We start from the raw sequence: 19,112 nt of genomic DNA on the forward strand, positions 1-19,112 counted from the left end.
TTATCCTTTTGTACTGCCAGAGGTCAGGCCGGAAACAAAGTATTTTTGTAATGCCAGGTAGAGAATCGCGACCGGAACGGCAATCAGCACCGCTCCTGCTGCGTAAGTGGTGTAGCTGGCGCCCATTTTTTGCGCCACCAGGTTGTACAGGCCAATCGGCAGCGTGTATTTGTCCGGCGTACGCAGGATGGTGCTCGACAAAATAAAATCGCCCAGCGGACCGGTGAATGAAAACAGCGCCACCACCGCGAGAATCGGTTTTGACAGCGGCATAATGATCTCAAAGAAAATACGGAAGCTGCTGGCACCGTCCATTCTTGCCGACTCATCCAGATCTTTCGGGATCGCGTCGAGATAGCCCTTCATCAGCCAGGTATTCATCGGGATCATGCCGCCAACGTAGATCAGCACCAGCGCCAGATGGCTGTTGATCAGTCCCAGCAACTGCGAGAGCACGAAGATCGCAATCAGCGCAGAAAACTGCGGGATCATCTGCAGCAGCAGGAACAACATCAGTCCATTCTGCCGCCCTTTAAAACGAAAGCGGGAAAAGGCGTAGGCGGTAAAACTGACGCTGATTAAGGTCAGCACCATGGTCATGAAGCTGATTTTCATCGAATTCCAGTACCAGGTGAGGTAGTTCACATTGCCGTTGAACAGGTCGGCATAGTGCTGGAATGACAGGTTCTCCGGAATAATCGAGGTGCTGAGCAGGCTGTTTCCGGCATTCAGCGACGCGCCGACGGTCCAGACCAGCGGATAGATAATCACCACCGAGACCAGGATAACAATCAGCCAGGTGAGTGACAGGCGAATCCACTTTTCGCGTTTAATACTGGGTGATTTAGCCATGTTGCTTCCCTTACGCCATGTCATCGTTTTTGAAGGATTTTGTGGCGCGGAACTGCCACAGTGCCAGGCCGACGACAAATATCGACAGCAGGATAGTAATGGTCGCCGCAATGGCATATTGCGAAGACGACATCGTCAGTTTGTAGATCCACGACACCAGAATGTCCGTCCCGCCGGCGTTCGAACCGGCGACCGCTGGACCGCCGTTGTTGAACAGGTAAATGATGTTGAAGTTGTTAAAGTTGAAGGTGTACTGGGTGATAATGATCGGCGCGATCGAGTACAGCACCAGCGGTAACGTAATGGTCCGCAGGCGGGTAAAGGCGCTGGCGCCGTCCATGGTCGCAGCTTCATAAAGATCGTCAGGAATCGCCTGCAGCACGCCGGTGGTCATGGCAAAGACAAACGGAAAACCCAGCCAGGTTTGCATCATGATCAGCGCGGTCTTCGTCCAGAACGGATCGGTCAGCCACGCCTTCGGGCCAATGCCAAAGAACGACAGAATCGCGTTGTTGATCACCCCAAACGAGTCGTTAAACATCCCCGCAAACACCAGGATCGTGACAAACCCCGGAACCGCCCACGGCAGGATAAAAATAGTGCGAATCATCGGTTTAAAGCGCAGATCTTTCTGGTTCACGAGGATTGCCAGCAGCACACCGACGGTGCATTGCAGAGTCGTTGCCAGCAGCGTCCACACCACCGTCCACTGCAGCACGTCAAAGAAGGTCGAGCGCCAGATAGAGAGCGTGAAAATATTGATAAAGTTTTTAAAACCCACCCAATCCACCAGCTTCGCCGGCGGCGTGTGGTAGAGGTTGTAGTTAGTGAACGCGATGGCAAAGCCAAAAAGAATCGGGAAGATGACAACGAACACCAGCAAAATAAAGCCGGGGCTGATCATCAGATAGGGAAACCCCTGGTTCAACAGCATCTGATACTGTTTGCGCACGCTGTTCAGCGCCACGCCTTCATCGCGCTTTCTGCCGTTAACCCAGGCGTCGCGCAACGAAAGAGAGTAAATGAGCAGGCCAAAAGCGACGATCAGCACGCTGATGATCCCTTCCGCCAACAGGAAAATGGAGTTATCCCTCGGGACTTCCTCGCCCAGGGTGTAGAGCCCCCACAGGCCTTCCTGCAGGAAGTCATAAAAAACCCCCATGAAACTGCTCAGCAGGACCAGGAAGACAAGCCCCTTCAGCCACTGGCGATGATAAAACTGGCCAAAACCCGGCACGACAGCCAGCAGCAGGCCGCACCACGCATGACGTCCTGCGCCGCGCGACTCGGCAATATTTTCGCTGGGATTGATAATCACACACCACTCCTTCTGAAAACGGGAGGTCCTCCTCCCGCTTCTTTACATCTATGCCCTGATAATCCGGGTAACAGGTCAGCGGCCAACGCGCCTGTCACCTTAAAATGACGGACATCACGATTACTGGTTGCTGGCCTGCATAGCCTCGATCTGCATCTTGATCTGTTTCTCGGCATTATCGAGCGCCGCCTGCGGCGGCTGTTTGCCGGTCAGGCTGAGCTCCAGCGCCGCGTTCGCCGGCCCCCACACTTCGCCCATTTCCGGGATACCCGGCATCGCCGTGGCGCGAGCAGATTGCACCGCCACCGCGCTGGCTTTCTCGTCATTCTTGATAAGCGGATCGTCAATCATTGCTTTCAGCGCCGGGATCTCGCCGGTTGCCACATAGCGCGCCTTCACGTACTGAGGCTGGTTGATAAACTCAATAAACTGCTGTGCCAGCGCTTTGTCTTTGCTCCAGGTCGACACCACGTACCCTTTTACGCCAAGGAACGAGCTCATCGGTTTGCCGTCTGGCAGCATCGGCAGCGGCGCAACGCCGTAGTTAATCCCCGCCGCTTCGTACGGCTGGAACGCCCATGGACCGTTGATCACCGCCGCCGCTTTCTTCTCCGTGAATAACGAATCGATAGCATTCAGCCCGTTATCTCCGAGGATCCCCGCCGGGAAGACCTTGTCGCTATAGAATTTTTTCAGGAAGGTAACGGCTTCGACCGCGCCGGGTTTATTCAAACCGACGTCCTGCGGATTAAAACCGCCCTTCTCGTTTTTGCCGAAGATATAGCCGCCCATCGGGCCAATCGCCCCCCAGCTGTAATAGATCTGATCGAACTTGGCCAGCAGGCCATATTTGTTCTGCGCCCGCTGCGCTTTCGAATAGTCAAACCACGCCTGCAGGCTATCCAGCGGTTTGTCGATCAGCTCTTTGTTGTAAATCAGCACCAGGGTTTCCACCGCTTTCGGCACGCCATACAGCACGTTATCCAGCCGGAAGGCATTAATTGACGCCGGGGTGAATACCTCCTGCTTCGCCTGATCCAGCGTCAGCGGCGACAGCAGCCCCTGCACAACCGCCCCCCCGAGCTGGTCATTCGGGATCACCAGCACATCCGGGCCAATCCCGGCCGGACCATCAAGGCGCAGCTTTTCCAGCTGCTGTGCATAGGGCATCTCCTGCACGTTGACCTTAACGTCGTACTGTTTTTCAAAATCGCCGATCGCGGCTTTAATCCCGTCGGATTTCTTGATGTCTTCCCAGACGTTCAGCTGACCGGCGGCGTGCGCCTGCAGGCTGACAAGCTGCCCGGCAGCCAGAGTTGTGAGGATAAGTGCAGCAAGGATGTTCTTTTTCATTATCAACCTCATGTGAAGGTATAACAATTTATTGGTTTTTATTTGATGAATTCATTTATCGCTGTGTTTGAATCAACTGATAAATGGCGACTTACAACGCTAAATCCAGATATTCCTGATTTGTTATACGCTACGCTTTGAAGGCGTATAAAACTACACCAGACTACCAGTTGTGTGATCGTGATTGCAGAAATGAAACATCGATGTAGGGCTCAAAAATACTGGAAGTTATAGTCATCCCATGATTTCAGCGCTGTTGAGCATTGTTCAGCCTGGTTGTTACACGTAATACAAAAAACCACTGCAACCCTAATCCCAACGGCAAATAACGATTACTAACCCCGGGGAATGTTGATGTCCAATATACGACTGAGGAATGTCACCAAACGGTTTGGTACTACCGTGACGCTGCACCAGGTCAATCTTGATATCGAAGACGGTGAATTTGCGGTCTTTGTCGGGCCATCCGGCTGCGGGAAATCGACCCTGCTGCGGATGATCGCCGGACTTGAGGAGGTCAGCGATGGCGAGGTGCTGATCGGTGATGAGGTGATGAATGATGTGGTGCCCGCCCACCGCGGGGTGGCCATGGTTTTCCAGTCCTATGCGCTCTATCCGCACATGACGGTGGCGGAAAATATGGGCTATGGCCTGAAAGTCAATAAAGTGCCAAAGGACGAGATTCGTCGTCAGGTCGAAATGGTGGCTAAAACGCTACAGCTGACCCATCTGCTGGACCGCAAACCGAAACAGCTCTCCGGCGGCCAGCGCCAGCGTGTGGCAATCGGCCGCGCCATCGTACGTAACCCGCGGGTGTTTATGTTTGATGAACCGCTCTCGAACCTGGATGCGGAGCTGCGCGTCGAGATGCGTCTGCACATCGCCAAACTGCACCATGAGCTAAAAACCACGATGGTGTATGTCACCCACGATCAGGTGGAAGCGATGACCCTGGCCGATAAAATCGTGGTGATGAACTACGGGAAAGTCGAGCAGATGGGGTCGCCGATGGCGCTGTACTACAACCCGGTCAACCGGTTCGTCGCCGGTTTTATCGGCTCACCGAAAATGAACTTCCTGCCCGCCACGGTCAGTGCCTGGCAGCCGGGGCAGCTCACCGTACAGATGGCGCAGCATCATAGCCTGACGCTGAATATCACCACCTCGCCGCTGCAACCCGGTGATGCGGTGACGCTGGGGATTCGCCCGGAACACCTGTCGACCGACGTTCGCAGCGGCACGGTCGTGGAGTTTCAATGTGAAGTGGTTGAACGCCTGGGGAACAACACCTACCTGTTCGGCCAGTGCTATGGACATGACAACGTAAAAATTCTGCTGCCCGGCGATGTTCACTTCCGCCCGTGGCAGAAAATCGACGTCGCCTTCGACGACCGCTTCTGTATGGTTTTCGATGAAAACGATCTGCGGATCAGCGCCGATATTACTGCGCCGGATGCTCATTAAAAAACATCTGGCTGTCATGATTACGCGGTAAACTGAACCCGGATGCTGATAACGCAAGCTATCGGCATCCAGCTCCAGCCCTCGTTTTAATTCGCACCGCTCATTGCCTCGACCGCTGCGGATCATCCACTGTTAGCCCGATATCCGCGCCATGTCGTGATTCGGGCATTTTTTAAATCCAATAATAATTGTCGCTCGTCTGCGACCTTTCTCCGCTATCGGATATACTCATCAAAACCCCAATAACATAAGGACATGCGCATGACGACCAGGAATCTGGTGAGTCTGGTGACCGGGGTATTGATACTCGCCGTTATTGTACCGATTGCCTTAAGCATCTGGCTGGCGACCAGCCAGGCAACAATACTGTTTTATTCCGAACTGGATAACTACTCTTCCCGCGTGCTGATGCGCATTCAGCAGGTGGCGAGCCAGGCAAGAGAAGCGCTGCAGGAAGCCGATGCCCACAGCGCTGCCGCCTGCAGCCCACAGCATCTGCTCGCGATGCGCCGAATCGCCTATACCCATCGCTATGTGCAGGAGGTACTGTGGCTCAAAGGTTCGGTACCGCAATGTTCTTCTCTTGAAGATCGCAGTACCCCGGTCTCCTTTCCAGCCCCCGACCACCTCACCACCGACGGCTATCGGGCCTGGCTCACTACGGTCAACGATCTCGGTCTGAAGCACAAAATGACGGCGTTAGGCAGTCAGAATCATGTCGTGATGATCGATCCCGCCTCATTTATCGATATCATCTCGCCCGGCCATGAAAATATTCACGCCATTCTGTTTGGCATGAAAGAAAAGCAGGTCATTACCAGCAGCGAACCTCTCGACCCGGTGGTCTGGGAGCAAATCAAGCACCTGGATGGCCAGACGCTCACCGTCGATAACACGGTTTATCGCCTCCATCGTATTCCTGAACTGGGGCTGGCTATCGCCACCTGGTCATCCACGCTACCGCTGCAGGAAAAATTCCGCCATCAGCTGGTGCTGTGGCTTCCCCTCGGCCTGTTTATCAGTCTGCTGACCTCATTTTTGCTACTGCGACTGCGCCGCACCTTACGCTCGCCGCGCTATGGGATGCTGGATGCGCTGCACTCCGACGCGATTCGGGTCCATTACCAGCCCATCGTCTCGCTGAAAGATGGCAAAATCGTCGGCGCCGAGGCCCTGGCGCGCTGGCAGCAGCCCGACGGCAGCTTTTTATCGCCGGATATTTTTATTCCGCTTGCCGAAGAGACCGGGCTCATTACCCATTTAACCGAAGATATTGTGCGGAAAATTTTCGCCGAACTCGGCCGGTGGCTGCACATGCATCCGGAACTCCACATTTCGATTAATCTGTCGGTCGACGATCTGCGCTCGCCTACCCTGCCAGCCCTTCTGGCCGATCTGTTGCGGCAGTGGGAGATCGCGCCGGCGCAAATTACGCTTGAGCTGACGGAGCGCGGTTTCGTCGATCCCGAGACCACTCTGCCGGTGATCGCCCGCTATCGTCAGGTGGGGCACAGTATTTCAATCGATGATTTCGGGACCGGCTATTCCAGCCTCAGCTACCTGCAAAAACTGGATGTCGATATCCTGAAAATTGACAAATCCTTCGTCGATACCCTCGAATATAAGCCGCTGACGCCGCATATCATCAAAATGGCAAAAGCGCTCCATCTGGCCACCATTGCCGAAGGCGTCGAAACAGCAGAACAGCGCGACTGGCTGTGTCAGCACGATGTGCTCTACGCCCAGGGCTGGCTATACAGCCCGGCCTTGCCGAAAGAGCAGTTTATTCTGTGGGCGGAAAATAACCTTAAAGCGCATTGCGCTACGCTTAAGGTAAATCCATGAAGGGAGACGTCCCAGATGCAAAAATATCCCTGGCCTTTACACGATGTGCGCCACTGGCTGGAACCCGGTGCCGTCGTCTTAATCAGCAGCCGCTGGCAGGATCGAAATAATATCATGACCCTTGGCTGGTATACGGTGCTGGAGTTTTCCCCCTCGCTGGTAGGTTGCATGATTTCCGCCGGCAATATCAGTTTCGACATGATTCGCCGCAGCGGGGAGTGCGTTATCAACCTGCCAGATGCCGCAATGGCGGAGACGGTCGCCAGAATCGGGAACTGTGACGGTGACGCGGTGGACAAGTTTGCCGCCTTCCGGCTCACCGCGGAAGCCAGTGAACAGGTCTCCGCGCCGTCCATTGCCGAATGCCACGCCAGCTTTGAATGCCGGCTCTTCGACGATGCGCTGGTGGACAGCTATAACTTCTTTATTTTTGAAGTGGTGGCGGCACGCGTAAAACCGCAGCCCAGGTGGCCGCAGACCCTGCACTATAGCGGCGGCGGTCTGTTTCGTACCGACGGCGAGGTGCGCGATTATCGCCATCTGTTTACCAAAGTATCCTGACCCCGCCCCTGCCGTCCCCTTGCACAGGAAAGGGACGGCAGGACAGATTATTCATCCAGTAATGGCAGGAAGCCGCCGAAAATCATTCGTTTACCATCAAACGGCATGCTATCGCCGAACGCTTTCATCCTTGGGTCGGCCATCATGGTGGCATTCGCCGCGTCGCGCACCTCTTTTGACGGATATTCTATCCAGCTGAACACGACCTCTTCGTCGCTCTCGGCTTTCACCGCCATGCGAAAATCGGTGAGCTTACCGTCCGGCACATCGTCCGCCCAGCACTCCACCACCCGTAGCGCACCAAACTCTTTAAACAGCGGCGCGGCCTTTGCTGCCAGCTCGCGATAGGCCTCCTTATTTTTCGCGGGCACGGCAACGACAAAACCATCAACGTACTTCATGAGTATGATCTCCGAAGTGAACAGCGCGACCGGCGAACCCGGCCGCATCTGTAAGGCTAAGTTTAGCCCTCATCCCTGGTCACGGGATAAAATCAGGAGACGACCTCACCGGTAGCGTTGACCGCTTTGCGCACCGTCGGCTGGCGAAACCAGGGTAAACACAGCTGGATGAGCGGCCCAATCGTCAGCGCATAAAGCACGGTGCCGACGCCAACGGTACCGCCCAGCGCCCAGCCGATCGCCAGGACCGATAGCTCAATGACGGTGCGGATCCCCCGCAAAGACCATCCAGTACGGGCATGCAAACCGGTCATCAGCCCGTCACGCGGTCCGGGGCCAAAACCGGCGCCAATATACATCCCCGTGGCCAGAGCATTCAGCACGATAGCGCCGATCAGCATCAGACCGCGCAACACCAGCGACTCCATCGGCGGCAGAACGGCCAGCGTGGCGTTTGCCGCCAGCCCCAGCACGATCACATTGCTGACCGTTCCCAGACCCGGCATTTGACGCAGCGGGATCCACAACAGCAGTACCGCAGCCCCGGTCAGAATAATCACCGTGCCAAAATCGAGGCCAAACTGCTTACCCACGCCAAGATGAAAAACATCCCACGGATCGGCACCCAGATTGGCATGAACAAACAACGCGGTCGACACGCCGTACAGAACAAGACCGATATAGAGCTGCACTAATCGACGTAACATTTTTTATTTTACCTCTGGATGATTGCGGACCTCGCCATCATCAGCAAAAATGGATTGATAATTAATGGCCAGTTTTTTAAAAGTGGATCGCTATGGTTTCTCGTCGCTTCGGTACGCAATCGCTGGTACGCCTGCTGGGCCACTGGCAAGAGTCTTCGACCCGAACGCCGCTCTGGCGCCAGCTGGCGGACGCCCTGCGTCTGCTGATTCTCGATGGTCGCCTGACGCTGGAGACGCGCCTCCCGGGCGAACGGGAGCTGGCCGCGGCCCTGAACGTCAGCCGCACCACTATCGCCAGCGCGCTCGGCCAGCTGCGTGAAGAGGGATATCTTTACAGTCGTCAGGGAAGCGGTTCGCGTATCGCGCTGCCGGAACGAGCGGACACGGTGACAAAAGTGGACTTCCGTCCCTCATCGGTCAATCTGGCCACCGCCGCTCTGAGCGCCGGACCTGAGATTCACCAGGCCTATCATCAGGCCCTGACAATGCTGCCGCAGCATCTGTCCAATACCGGTTACGATCAGCACGGTCTGCCGGTATTGCGGGAGGCGATAGCCCGCCGCTACTGCGAACGAGGTCTTCCAACCCGCAGCGAGGAAGTGATGATTGTGAACGGCGCACTGAGCGCATTTTCGCTGGTGCTTCGCCTGCTAACCGGACCAGGCGACCGGGTGGTGATTGATGCGCCATCCTATCCCATGGCGATCAGCGCCATTCAGGGCGCCTCCTGCCGGCCGGTCGGCGTCGCCCTGCCGCAGCACGGCTGGGACTGCGACGGACTGGCGGCAACCATTGCGCAAACCGCGCCGCGGCTGGCATGGCTGATGCCTGATTTTCATAACCCGACCGGTCGCTGTATGGATAGCGCCACCCGTCAGCGGGTGGCCGATATGGCGGCACAAACGCGTACGACGCTGGTGGTCGATGAGACAATGGTGGACTTATGGTACAACGCTCCGCCGCCGCCGCCGCTGGCGACCTTCAATCCCGAGGCGCCGGTGATCACGATTGGCTCGGCCGGAAAAAGTTTCTGGGGGGGATTGCGTATCGGCTGGATCCGCGCCTCCTCACGTACCATTGCCTCGTTAGTTCAGGCCCGGGATTCACTCGACCTGGGCACCCCGCTGCTTGAACAGCTGGCCTGCAGCTGGCTGCTCGAAAACGATCGCACCTGGCTCCCGGCGCGTCGAGCAATGTTGGCCGCGCGCCGCGATATGTGTGGCGCGCTCATGACGGAATACTTTCCCCGCTGGCGCTTCACATCGCCTGAAGGCGGACTGTCGTTTTGGGTAGAATTACCGGGCATGCTGGCGACGATCTTCTCAGCAAGAGCGGAGAGTCTTGGGATTCATATTGGTACCGGGACACGCTTCGGTCTGGCTGGCGCCTTTGACCGCTACTTGCGTTTACCTTTCACCCTCGACGATGAGGAGTTGCGCAATGCGTTTACAACCCTGCAGCCAGTGTGGGCGGGTCTGACGCAACAGAGTGAAAATACGCGAATGCGTAAAATAATATAATAAAATATCGACGGGCTGGGTTCAGCCCGTCAAAAGTCATCATCCATGACGCATATGAGATGTTTTTTATAAATTGCACTTCATGATGTCATTGCTATATGTCAGCCCGATGACATCAATGAATAAATTTCATTAATGCTGGCGTGGGATAGGAAAGCTTTTTAACGAGATAATAAAACCATCTTCATCTTTTTTTATTTTCGCCCCGGTATCACACCAGTCGGAGGCAATGCGAAAGAACTCATCACTACCGATATTCCAGTTGAGGCGAACATGCTTAACATACCCTGAACGTAACAAGTCGCAGGCTTCGCTATAGTTGCTGGCTGTAGAGAGTTGTTGTTTCATTTTTTCTTCTTCAGAATTTTTCTTAATGCTTTGATTTCTTTAGGGGTTAATGGAGAAGCTTCCTCTTCGGTATGCTGGCTATCGATATCCTCTTCCGAAACCCCCGCCTCACCTGCTGAATCTGCTATTTGAAATGCCAGCAGCAGCAGTTTCTCCGTTGCAGTACCCAGATTCTCGTTATTTACTTCCGCATAATGACGCAGCTTTTCTTTTAACTCCGCATCAATTTTTACGTTCAAAACTACTGTAGTCATCGTCATGCTTCCCGTGCAATAAATTTATCATAATTAATACACGAAGTTAACAAACTGATCCAGACATATATTTTCAGCTGCCGATCGGGCAATAAATTCCCAGAGATAATCTGCCAGTTATTTGTGACATGAAAATGACATTAATATTTCATTATTATTTCAAATTTATGACATATGTTTTTAAAGCATAAACCGAGGGGGTTTTTAGAGGCGGTACTGGCAGGCACGATGATCCGCAAACTTTCCGCTACTTCTCGTGCTGGCACGATTCGGGAGCACAATAATCAGGGAAAAACAGTCCAACATGCAGAGTGCGAAAGCGGGTCTTTTTGCTGTACGCTGGAGCATGGGAAAAACAAGGAAAGAGACAGGGATCCCCAGAATTGGGTGGGGGCCCTGCCAGCTACATCCCGGCACACACGTCGTCTGCTCTGGCTGCTTCCTTCCGGATCTGACCTGGTAAACAGAGTAGCGTTGCGGGAGAACCAACAGAGCCCCCATTGAGAGCGTCGTTATCCAACGCGCAGCCGCATTATCCCTACTGGACCAACGAATTGCAAGCTCACCCCAACCGGATGCTGGTTTATTGTGCAGCGACGGGCGAAAAGCTTGTCTAACCCTGGCGAGACCGGCAACGCGACGTCGCCCCGGCTGCGGTGCTCTATTCCACGGTCGGCGTCCTGCGGCGTAGTGATTTACGCAGACGGCCCTTCGAAGCCCGCGGCCGCCTCGTCTGCCCGATTCTCTCACAGCAGCGCGCTTCTATGCGGGCCACGCTGATTATCAATCCTCGTTCCCGGTACCTGAAATTTTTCGAAAGCTTGATAGCCATCGGTTCGCACGGCAACGTGCACGGGATGTCGATTTCTGGCCTCGCGCTCGATTTCACTATCGTCAACCCCGTACAGCCCCACGCTGTACAGCCACTCAGTCAGCGCTTATTCTGAGCCTTTCCCGGTTTACAGGACGCACGATGGATTCTCACGACACTTTTCCCCGGCGGGTCTGGCAAATTGTGGCCTCAATTCCGGAAGGTTACGTCGCCACCTATGGCGATATAGCACGGCTGGCGGGTTCACCCCGTGCGGCGCGCCAGGTTGGCGGGGTCCTCAAGCGCCTGCCTGAAGGCTCCACGCTTCCCTGGCACCGGGTGGTCAACCGCCACGGCGACATTTCCCTTACTGGCCCGGATCTGCAGCGCCAGCGCCAGGCGCTGCTGGCTGAAGGTGTCCAGGTGTCCGGCAGCGGCCATATCGATCTGCAGCACTATCGCTGGATTTACTGAAGGTAAAAAAATGCCCCTCGACAGGGGCATAGATGGCTTACTGCGCGGCAGGAGCATCGCTGCTGGCGACCGGTACGGCCGTCTGCTGTACCGGCACCAGAATCAGGTCGGCCCGGTTCCCTCCCCCATTCACCACCGTCTGCACGGTATCGGTGATAAACATCATCTGACCGTTAACCGTAATGGCCGAGCTCAGCAAAATGCGGGCATTCGGTTTAATATCCGCCGGGTTGTAAGGCAGGACAAAGTTATACGGCGGCTGCTGACCTTCGGTACGAACCGTTTTCTGCGCCAGGACATGCGCCGGCGCATCGGCCAGTGACGCATCCGATAAGGTGACAGTCAGTACCGCATCCGGCGGTAGGGCGACTCTCTGCCGGATCGAGATAGTCCCTGATACATTAGGCTGCTGCTGCGAAGAAGTCAGTGACGCAATGCCATATGGATCGGGGGCAGCCGCGTTATTGGCCGTCGTGGCGCCGTGATTATTCGCGCAGGCGGTCAACGCGGTTGCAACGGCTAAAGCACTTAACATATAGGCAAATTTCATTATGTTCTCCTTTTCATCCCTTTACTTGCAGGAGTATGTCCTGCCGACTGGCGAGCAGTAACATTGGCATCGTGGATAAGTGTGGCACAGATCTCAGTTCTCTTCCTGCAAATGGCCCTTTATTCAGATTATTACACCCATCGGACCACTTGCGATTCCAGGTTATACTTGGCCTCAATACGCGCTGCGCAAGGCAGTTATCATTGATTGAGGGTAAATATGAGTCAGGCACTAACCAATCTGCTGGCATTATTGAATCTGGAAAAAATTGAAGAAGGGTTATTCCGCGGGCAGAGTGAAGATCTGGGTTTACGTCAGGTTTTTGGCGGCCAGGTCGTCGGTCAGGCGCTGTACGCGGCGAAAGAAACCGTGCCTGCCGAGCGTCTGATCCATTCATTCCACAGCTATTTCCTGCGCCCTGGCGATAGCCAGAAACCGATTATTTATGACGTCGAAGTGCTGCGCGATGGTAACAGCTTCAGCGCCCGTCGGGTCGCGGCCATTCAAAACGGGAAACCCATTTTTTATATGACCGCCTCTTTCCAGGCGCCAGAACCCGGCTATGAGCACCAGAAATCGATGCCGGCCGCCCCTGCGCCGGATGGTCTGCCTTCCGAAACCGACATCGCGCGCAAGCTGGCGCACCTGCTGCCGCCGCAGGCCAGAGATAAGTTCCTCAGCGACAAACCGCTGGAAATCCGCCCGGTTGAGTTTCACAACCCGCTGAAGGGCCACGTTGCGGAGCCGACCCGTCAGGTGTGGATCCGCGCTAACGGCGCGGTGCCGGAGGATATTCGTATCCATCAATATCTGCTGGGCTACGCTTCCGATTTCAATTTCCTGCCGGTGGCGCTCCAGCCGCACGGCGTCGGGTTCCTGGAGCCGGGGATGCAGGTAGCGACGATCGACCACTCGATGTGGTTCCATCGCCCGTTCAACATTAACGACTGGCTGCTGTACAGCGTTGAGAGCACTTCTGCGTCCAGCGCCCGGGGCTTCGTTCGCGGTGAGTTTTATACTCAGGATGGCACGCTTGTGGCATCAACGGTGCAGGAAGGGGTCATGCGTAACCGTAACGCGTAAGATGTCATGGGCGAGGGATAACGCCTGATGCTGTCCCTCATGACGAAAAAAAGCCTCCCGACGGGAGGCTTTGCTGCTACTGGAGATGACTCAATTTATCAGGCGTTGTAGGCGTTTTCGCCGTGGCTGTTGACATCCAGACCTTCGCGTTCCTGCTCTTCCGGAACACGCAGACCTACGGTCATATCCGCCACTTTATAACCGATGAAGGCCACAATGCCGGACCAGACGATAGTGATGCCGATACTTTCCAGCTGTACCAGCAGCTGATGGCCCATGGTAACGCCTTCCGCATAGCCGACGCCGCCCAGAGAGGTTGCGGCAAAGATACCGGTCAGGATACAGCCCACGATACCGCAGACACCGTGTACGCCGAACACATCGCACGGGTCATCAACACGCAACCAGCGTTTCAGAACCGTTACCCCCCACAGACCCGCCAGGCCGGAGGCGAGACCCACAATCAGTGAGCCGCCTACACCGATGTAACCACATGCCGGGGTAACGCCAACCAGACCAGCAATCGCCCCGGAACAGGCACCTAACAGAGAAGGTTTACCGCGGGTCGCCCATTCGCCGAAGGTCCAGGCCAGAATAGCCGCAGCGGTCGCCACAACGGTGTTGACGAAAGCCAGCGCGGCAATTTCGTTCGCCGCACTCGCGGAACCGGCGTTAAAGCCAAACCAGCCAACATACAGGATTGCCGTCCCGGTGAAGACCATCGGCAGGTTATGCGGTTTGAACGCTTCTTTGCCAAAGCCAACGCGTTTGCCCATCATATAGGCGCCCACCAGACCAGCAACGGCGGCGTTGATATGCACTACGGTACCACCGGCGAAATCCAGCGCGCCGTGCGTCGCCAGCAGACCACCGCCCCATACCATGTGTGCAATCGGCACATAGGAGAGCGTCATCCAGACGACGACGAAAATCAGCACCGCGGAGAAGCGAATACGTTCAGCCAGCGCGCCCACGATCAGGCCAACGGTGATGCAGGCGAAGGAGCCCTGGAAAGCGACGTGGATGTACTGATAGAAGGTCCCCATCAGCGCTTTCAGCTCTATGTTTTTCAATAATACCCAGTCGAAGCTGCCGAAGAAGCTGCCGCCGGTACCAAACGCCAGGGTGTAGCCATAAACCACCCACAGCACACATACCAGCCCAAAGGTGACGATGACCTGGGTCAGCATAGAGAGCACGTTTTTACCGCGAATCAGGCCACCATAGAACAGCGCAATGCCCGGAATGGTCATAAACAGCACCAGCGCGGTGCAAATCATCATAAAGGCGTTGTCGGCTTTATCTGCCACCGCCGGTGCGGCCATCGCCAGCCCCGGAAGCAGTGCCAGCGAACCCAGACCCGTTTTCATTGTTGCTATTTTCATTTTCTCGATCCCCATCACTGTGTGGTCTGGACGTTACAGTGCCGCTTCGTCGGCTTCGCCGGTGCGGATGCGAATAACGCGTTGCAACTCGGCGACGAAAATTTTGCCATCGCCAATTTTTCCGGTGTAGGCCGCTTTACTAATCACATCAACGACCTCATCAAGCTGATCGTCGGCAATCGCGACATCAATCTTCACCTTTGGCAGAAAATTGACGCTGTATTCGGCACCACGGTACAGCTCGGCGTGGCCTTTCTGACGGCCAAACCCTTTTACCTCAGTGACCGTCAGGCCCTGAATGCCGATGGAAGATAACGCTTCACGCACATCTTCCAGTTTGAATGGTTTGATTACCACGGTAACCAGCTTCATAAGTCCCCTCCGCTCTGAATTCGTAATGGCAGCAGCTAACACACAGGGAATAAAGCAAGGGCTATGCCAGAAATGAAAAAGGGCCGCATAGCGGCCCTTTTAACGAAGAAAACAGCACAACAGTGGCAGAAGGTAGCGGAAAAACGCCGACCACAGCCAAAAACGCACCATTTCAGTGCATCAGGCGTTGCATTTTTGCACCATGCTAAACCGCGCCAGCACGGGTGCTTGCTTATAGTGCATCAGGCGATCAGCGACTCTTCCTGCGCGCTGGCAGCCAGCTCTTCGCCGGCCAGCTGCAGCTGATACATTTGCCAGTAGCGCCCTTTTGCTGCCAGCAACTGCTGATGATTGCCACGCTCAACCGCCTGCCCACGGTGGAGCACCAGAATGGTGTCGGCATCAACAATCGTCGACAGACGATGTGCAATCACCACCAGCGTGGTGTGCTGACGAACTTTAGCCAACGCTTGCTGAATCGCCTGTTCGGTGCCGGAATCGATATTCGCCGTCGCTTCATCGAGAATCAAAATCTGCGGGGTATCCACCAGCACCCGCGCCAGCGCCAGCAGCTGCTTCTGTCCCACCGACAGATTATTCCCCTGCTCGCCCAGCTGCGTATAAATCCCCTCGCTCATTCCGCGCGCCAGTTCTGCCAGCTGCACCGACTCCAGCGCCTCCCAGACCTGCGCCTCGCTGATATCGCGACCGAGCGTGACGTTGGCATAAAAGGTATCCGCCAGCACCACCGGATCCTGCTGCACCATGGCAACGCCCTGGCGCAACGCGCTGTGGCTCAGTGAAGCGAGCGGGCGACCGTCGATACGAATTTCCCCTTTGCTCAGCGGGTAGTAGCCCATCATCAGACTGGCCAGGGTGCTTTTACCGCTGCCGGTGTGCCCCACCAGCGCCACAAAACCACGGGACGGAATATCCAGGTTAATGTCCTGCAGTACCAGACGATCGCCACGATAAGCAAAAGAGAGATTCTCAATTGACACGGTGCCGCTGCGCAGCGGCGCACTGTCCTGGCCCCACGCCTGACGCGGGCGATCCATCAGTTCGAAGACGCGCTCGCCGGCGACGACCGCCTGCTGAAGCATCGACTGCTGGGTTGTTAGCTCGATCAGCGGCTCATTCAGGCGCCCCAGGTAGCTGATAAAGGCGTACAGCACCCCGACTTCAATTGTGCCGGCCGAGCTGAATCCAAACAGCATCAGCAGCCCGCAGAGCACCAGCGTTGAGAACAGGCTCAGCAGCGGACGCAGCAGGAAACCATCGAGGCGCAGCGTTTGCATCCGCGCCAGATAGTGCGCATAGCTGGCTTCGCGCATCCGCTCGCCAAAACGCGCCTGCTGGCGGAACTGCTGGATCACACCCATCCCGTTGATGACTTCATTAAAGCCGTCGTTGATATCGGCCAGCCAGGCCCGTACCCGACGCACGATCGGCGTGCTGTAGCGTTGATAAATCATCATCACGATCAACACCGCCGGGAAAATAGTCAGCGCCACCAGCGCCATGCGCCAGTCAAGGCTGAACATCGCCACCAGCATTGCGCCTATCAGCGCCGCGCTACGCAGCACCGTCGCCACCACCGTGACGTACAGATCGCGGATCACTTCCGTGTCGTTGGTGACGCGGGAGATCAGTTGCCCGACCGGCTGGGTATCAAATTCGCTCAGCGGCTGGCGCAGCGCGGCATCCATCACATCACTGCGCAGCTGCTGCACCACGCCAACGGCGGCGCGGTTAAACAGCAGCGACTGGTTATAGTGCAGGGTCGCCGCAAGGATCTGCAGGCCGAGGTAGGCCGCGGCAAGACCGCAGACCAGCTTCAGCGGCACCGAGTTCTTCGCCACCATATTATCGATAAAGTAGCTGATCAGCAGCGGACCACTGACCTCGGCGGCCGCGGCAATCCACATCATCACCACCGCGATAATCAGCGGTTTACGCCACGGGGAACCGTAGGCCAGCAGGCGTTTTAACGTCGGCCAGAGCTCGGAAAAACTACGCATCAGCGGCCTCCTCGTGATCCTGCGGCGCATCGTCCAGCGCCGCTTCCAGCTGTTGATAGCGATACATATCGCGATACCAGCCGGGCTGCGCCACCAGTCCATCGTGACGACCGCGCTGGACAATATGCCCGTGTTGCATCACCAGAATCTCGCTGGCCTCAGTCAGTGCCGACAGGCGATGGGCGCTGATAATAACCGTTCGCCCCTCTCCCCACTGCCGCAGATTATGCAATATCTGATGCTCGGTCCGGCCATCCACCGCCGACAGCGCATCGTCAAGAATCAGAATCTCGGCTTCCAGCAACAGCGCGCGGGCGATGGAAATGCGCTGTTTTTGCCCGCCGGACAGCATCACGCCGCGTTCGCCGACTTCCGTTTCATATCCCTGCGGCAGGCGCAGAATATCGTCGTGCACGCTGGCCAGCCGCGCAACATGCTCAATTTGCTCCGGCGTTGCATCGGGCCTGCCGAGCGCGATGTTGTTGGCGACGGTGTCGGAAAACAGAAACGGCGTCTGGTTCACTACCGCCAGCCGGGCGCGCCAGCTATCGAGCTGCAGCCGCGTCAGCGGAATATCATGGAAGCGAATATCCCCTTGCGTGACGTCAAAGTGGCGCTGAATCAGCGCCAGAATCGTGCTTTTCCCTGCGCCGGTTGGCCCGCAAATGCCCAGCATTTGCCCAGGCTGGAGCACGAAGTTGACCTTCTCCAGCGAGGCCTTATTCGCCTGCGGATAGATAAATTCGCGTACGGCGACGTTCAGCGCACCGCGCCCTTCCGGGGCCAGCTCATGACCATCGTTGACGGTCGGCGCCTCCTCGAGCATCGTGCGGATCCGACTGTAGGCCGCGCTGCCGCGTTCCACGATGTTAAACATCCATGCCAGCGCCAGCATCGGCCAAATCATCAAACCGAGATACATCACAAAGCTGGTTAGCTGGCCGAGGGTCATACTGCCCTGCAGCACCATCCAGCTCCCGCCGCCGATCGCCAGCAGGTTAGCCGTGCCAATCGCGATATAGATAGTCGGATCAAAGCGCGCATCAATCCGCGCCACGCGCATGTTTTTCCTGCCGGTATCCGCCGCATCGGCAGCAAACTGCGCCGATTGCCGGTCCTCCAGGCCAAAGGCCTTAATCATGCGGATGCTGGTCAGGCTCTCCTGAGTACGATCGTTGAGGCTGGAGAATGCCGCCTGCGCGACGCGGAAGCGTTCATGGAGCGCATCACCGTTACGCTTGATAACCAGGGCCATCACCGGCATCGGCAGCAGCGCCAGCAGGGTGAGCTGCCAGCTGATTTGCGTCGACATCACGATCAATACCGCACAGCCCATTACCATCGAGTCCACCAGCGTCAGCACCCCTTCCCCCGCAGCAAAAACCACTCGATCAACATCGTTGGTGGCGCGCGCGATCAGGTCGCCGGTGCGGTGGCGCAGGTAAAAAGCCGGATGCTGACGGCTGAGCTGACGGTAAAAGTCCTCCCGTAGCTCCACGGCCAGCTGATAAGAGGCACCAAAAAGCAGCACGCGCCAGACGTAGCGCAGCAGATAGACCATCACCGCGATCAGGACCAACGCGCCGATCCACATCCACACCTTCTCCGCGGTGTAATGTTGTCTGGTGACGCCGTCAACCACGATTCCCACCACCTTTGGCGGAATCAGCTGTAAAACGGCGATAATGGCCAGCAGGGCAATAGCACCGAGATAACGGCGCCACTCCCGGCGGAAGTACCAGCTAAGTTGAGCAAATAATCGCAAGCAGTTAAATCCTGAGTGTATAAATCGT

Annotated in this window: 18 protein-coding genes and 1 other RNA gene; 6 read left to right on the plus strand and 13 right to left on the minus strand. The window is 56.2% G+C overall.

Going from position 1 to position 19,112, the window contains the following annotated elements; translation table 11 throughout:
* The 3 genes from Q1L34_RS20395 to Q1L34_RS20405 all read right to left on the minus strand — a co-directional run bounded on the left by Q1L34_RS20395 (position 1) and on the right by Q1L34_RS20405 (position 3,523).
* Positions 1-852 carry a sugar ABC transporter permease gene (locus tag Q1L34_RS20395; protein ID WP_004858771.1) on the minus strand — a complete coding sequence of 284 codons (852 nt, stop codon included), beginning with the start codon at positions 850-852 and terminating at the stop codon, positions 1-3.
* Between the two features lie 10 nt (positions 853-862).
* Entirely contained in the window at positions 863-2,170 is a 1,308-nt protein-coding gene (locus tag Q1L34_RS20400) for a carbohydrate ABC transporter permease (RefSeq protein WP_004858770.1), read from the minus strand.
* Between the two features lie 120 nt (positions 2,171-2,290).
* Entirely contained in the window at positions 2,291-3,523 is a 1,233-nt protein-coding gene (locus tag Q1L34_RS20405; protein ID WP_015585019.1) for an extracellular solute-binding protein, read from the minus strand.
* 354 nt (positions 3,524-3,877) lie between these two features.
* Between Q1L34_RS20405 and Q1L34_RS20410 the strand changes: the two genes are divergently transcribed.
* The 3 genes from Q1L34_RS20410 to Q1L34_RS20420 all read left to right on the plus strand — a co-directional run bounded on the left by Q1L34_RS20410 (position 3,878) and on the right by Q1L34_RS20420 (position 7,393).
* Entirely contained in the window at positions 3,878-4,987 is a 1,110-nt protein-coding gene (locus Q1L34_RS20410; protein WP_004858768.1) for an ABC transporter ATP-binding protein, read from the plus strand.
* Between the two features lie 261 nt (positions 4,988-5,248).
* A complete protein-coding gene (locus Q1L34_RS20415; protein ID WP_064367774.1) occupies positions 5,249-6,832 on the plus strand; it encodes an EAL domain-containing protein in 1,584 nt (527 codons plus the stop codon).
* Between the two features lie 15 nt (positions 6,833-6,847).
* The gene (locus tag Q1L34_RS20420; RefSeq protein ID WP_015585021.1) at positions 6,848-7,393 is read left to right on the plus strand and encodes a flavin reductase family protein; all 546 of its coding nucleotides are present in this window, start codon (positions 6,848-6,850) and stop codon (positions 7,391-7,393) included.
* A 47-nt stretch (positions 7,394-7,440) separates the two neighbouring features.
* Here Q1L34_RS20420 and Q1L34_RS20425 read toward each other — a convergent pair whose 3' ends face one another.
* Together Q1L34_RS20425 and yczE are read right to left on the minus strand one after the other, a co-directional pair.
* The gene (locus Q1L34_RS20425) at positions 7,441-7,794 is read right to left on the minus strand and encodes a DUF1428 domain-containing protein (protein ID WP_004858763.1); all 354 of its coding nucleotides are present in this window, start codon (positions 7,792-7,794) and stop codon (positions 7,441-7,443) included.
* 92 nt (positions 7,795-7,886) lie between these two features.
* A complete protein-coding gene (yczE, locus tag Q1L34_RS20430; protein WP_004858761.1) occupies positions 7,887-8,501 on the minus strand; it encodes a membrane protein YczE in 615 nt (204 codons plus the stop codon).
* A gap of 92 nt (positions 8,502-8,593) precedes the next feature.
* Between yczE and yczR the strand changes: the two genes are divergently transcribed.
* On the plus strand, positions 8,594-10,021 hold the full coding sequence (gene yczR / locus Q1L34_RS20435) for a MocR-like transcription factor YczR (protein WP_044351770.1): 1,428 nt from the start codon (positions 8,594-8,596) through the stop codon (positions 10,019-10,021).
* A gap of 132 nt (positions 10,022-10,153) precedes the next feature.
* Here yczR and Q1L34_RS20440 read toward each other — a convergent pair whose 3' ends face one another.
* The 3 genes from Q1L34_RS20440 to ffs form a co-directional block, all read right to left on the minus strand.
* Positions 10,154-10,369, minus strand: a complete 216-nt coding sequence (locus Q1L34_RS20440; RefSeq protein ID WP_004858752.1) for a hypothetical protein — start codon at positions 10,367-10,369, stop codon at positions 10,154-10,156.
* The gene (locus Q1L34_RS20445) at positions 10,366-10,623 is read right to left on the minus strand and encodes a hypothetical protein (protein WP_015585023.1); all 258 of its coding nucleotides are present in this window, start codon (positions 10,621-10,623) and stop codon (positions 10,366-10,368) included. The genes Q1L34_RS20440 and Q1L34_RS20445 overlap by 4 nt, the downstream gene beginning before the upstream one ends.
* A 394-nt stretch (positions 10,624-11,017) precedes the next feature.
* An RNA gene (gene ffs / locus Q1L34_RS20450) (signal recognition particle sRNA small type) lies at positions 11,018-11,114 on the minus strand.
* A 482-nt stretch (positions 11,115-11,596) separates the two neighbouring features.
* Here ffs and Q1L34_RS20455 point away from each other — a divergent pair.
* Positions 11,597-11,908 carry an MGMT family protein gene (locus Q1L34_RS20455; protein ID WP_004858749.1) on the plus strand — a complete coding sequence of 104 codons (312 nt, stop codon included), beginning with the start codon at positions 11,597-11,599 and terminating at the stop codon, positions 11,906-11,908.
* A gap of 37 nt (positions 11,909-11,945) precedes the next feature.
* Here the strand turns inward: Q1L34_RS20455 and Q1L34_RS20460 are convergent, their stop codons facing one another.
* The gene (locus Q1L34_RS20460; RefSeq protein ID WP_004858747.1) at positions 11,946-12,458 is read right to left on the minus strand and encodes a YbaY family lipoprotein; all 513 of its coding nucleotides are present in this window, start codon (positions 12,456-12,458) and stop codon (positions 11,946-11,948) included.
* 219 nt (positions 12,459-12,677) lie between these two features.
* Here Q1L34_RS20460 and tesB point away from each other — a divergent pair, with 219 nt between their 5' ends.
* Positions 12,678-13,541: an acyl-CoA thioesterase II gene (gene tesB, locus Q1L34_RS20465; RefSeq protein ID WP_004858746.1), complete on the plus strand. Its 864-nt coding sequence runs from the start codon at positions 12,678-12,680 to the stop codon at positions 13,539-13,541.
* A gap of 98 nt (positions 13,542-13,639) precedes the next feature.
* On the opposite strand, the gene amtB is transcribed toward tesB, so the two are convergent.
* From amtB to Q1L34_RS20485, 4 genes are all read right to left on the minus strand, one after another.
* Positions 13,640-14,926 carry an ammonium transporter AmtB gene (gene amtB, locus Q1L34_RS20470; RefSeq protein WP_004858745.1) on the minus strand — a complete coding sequence of 429 codons (1,287 nt, stop codon included), beginning with the start codon at positions 14,924-14,926 and terminating at the stop codon, positions 13,640-13,642.
* A 33-nt stretch (positions 14,927-14,959) separates the two neighbouring features.
* Entirely contained in the window at positions 14,960-15,298 is a 339-nt protein-coding gene (gene glnK / locus Q1L34_RS20475) for a P-II family nitrogen regulator (RefSeq protein WP_004858743.1), read from the minus strand.
* 242 nt (positions 15,299-15,540) lie between these two features.
* The gene (locus Q1L34_RS20480) at positions 15,541-17,319 is read right to left on the minus strand and encodes a SmdB family multidrug efflux ABC transporter permease/ATP-binding protein (RefSeq protein WP_032716758.1); all 1,779 of its coding nucleotides are present in this window, start codon (positions 17,317-17,319) and stop codon (positions 15,541-15,543) included.
* Positions 17,312-19,084 carry a SmdA family multidrug ABC transporter permease/ATP-binding protein gene (locus Q1L34_RS20485; RefSeq protein ID WP_069476200.1) on the minus strand — a complete coding sequence of 591 codons (1,773 nt, stop codon included), beginning with the start codon at positions 19,082-19,084 and terminating at the stop codon, positions 17,312-17,314. The genes Q1L34_RS20480 and Q1L34_RS20485 overlap by 8 nt, the downstream gene beginning before the upstream one ends.
* Between the last annotated feature and the right edge of the window lie 28 nt (positions 19,085-19,112).

Origin of the sequence: Klebsiella ornithinolytica (genome assembly GCF_030505655.1) — a bacterium.
Taxonomy (GTDB): Bacteria; Pseudomonadota; Gammaproteobacteria; order Enterobacterales; family Enterobacteriaceae; genus Klebsiella; species Klebsiella ornithinolytica.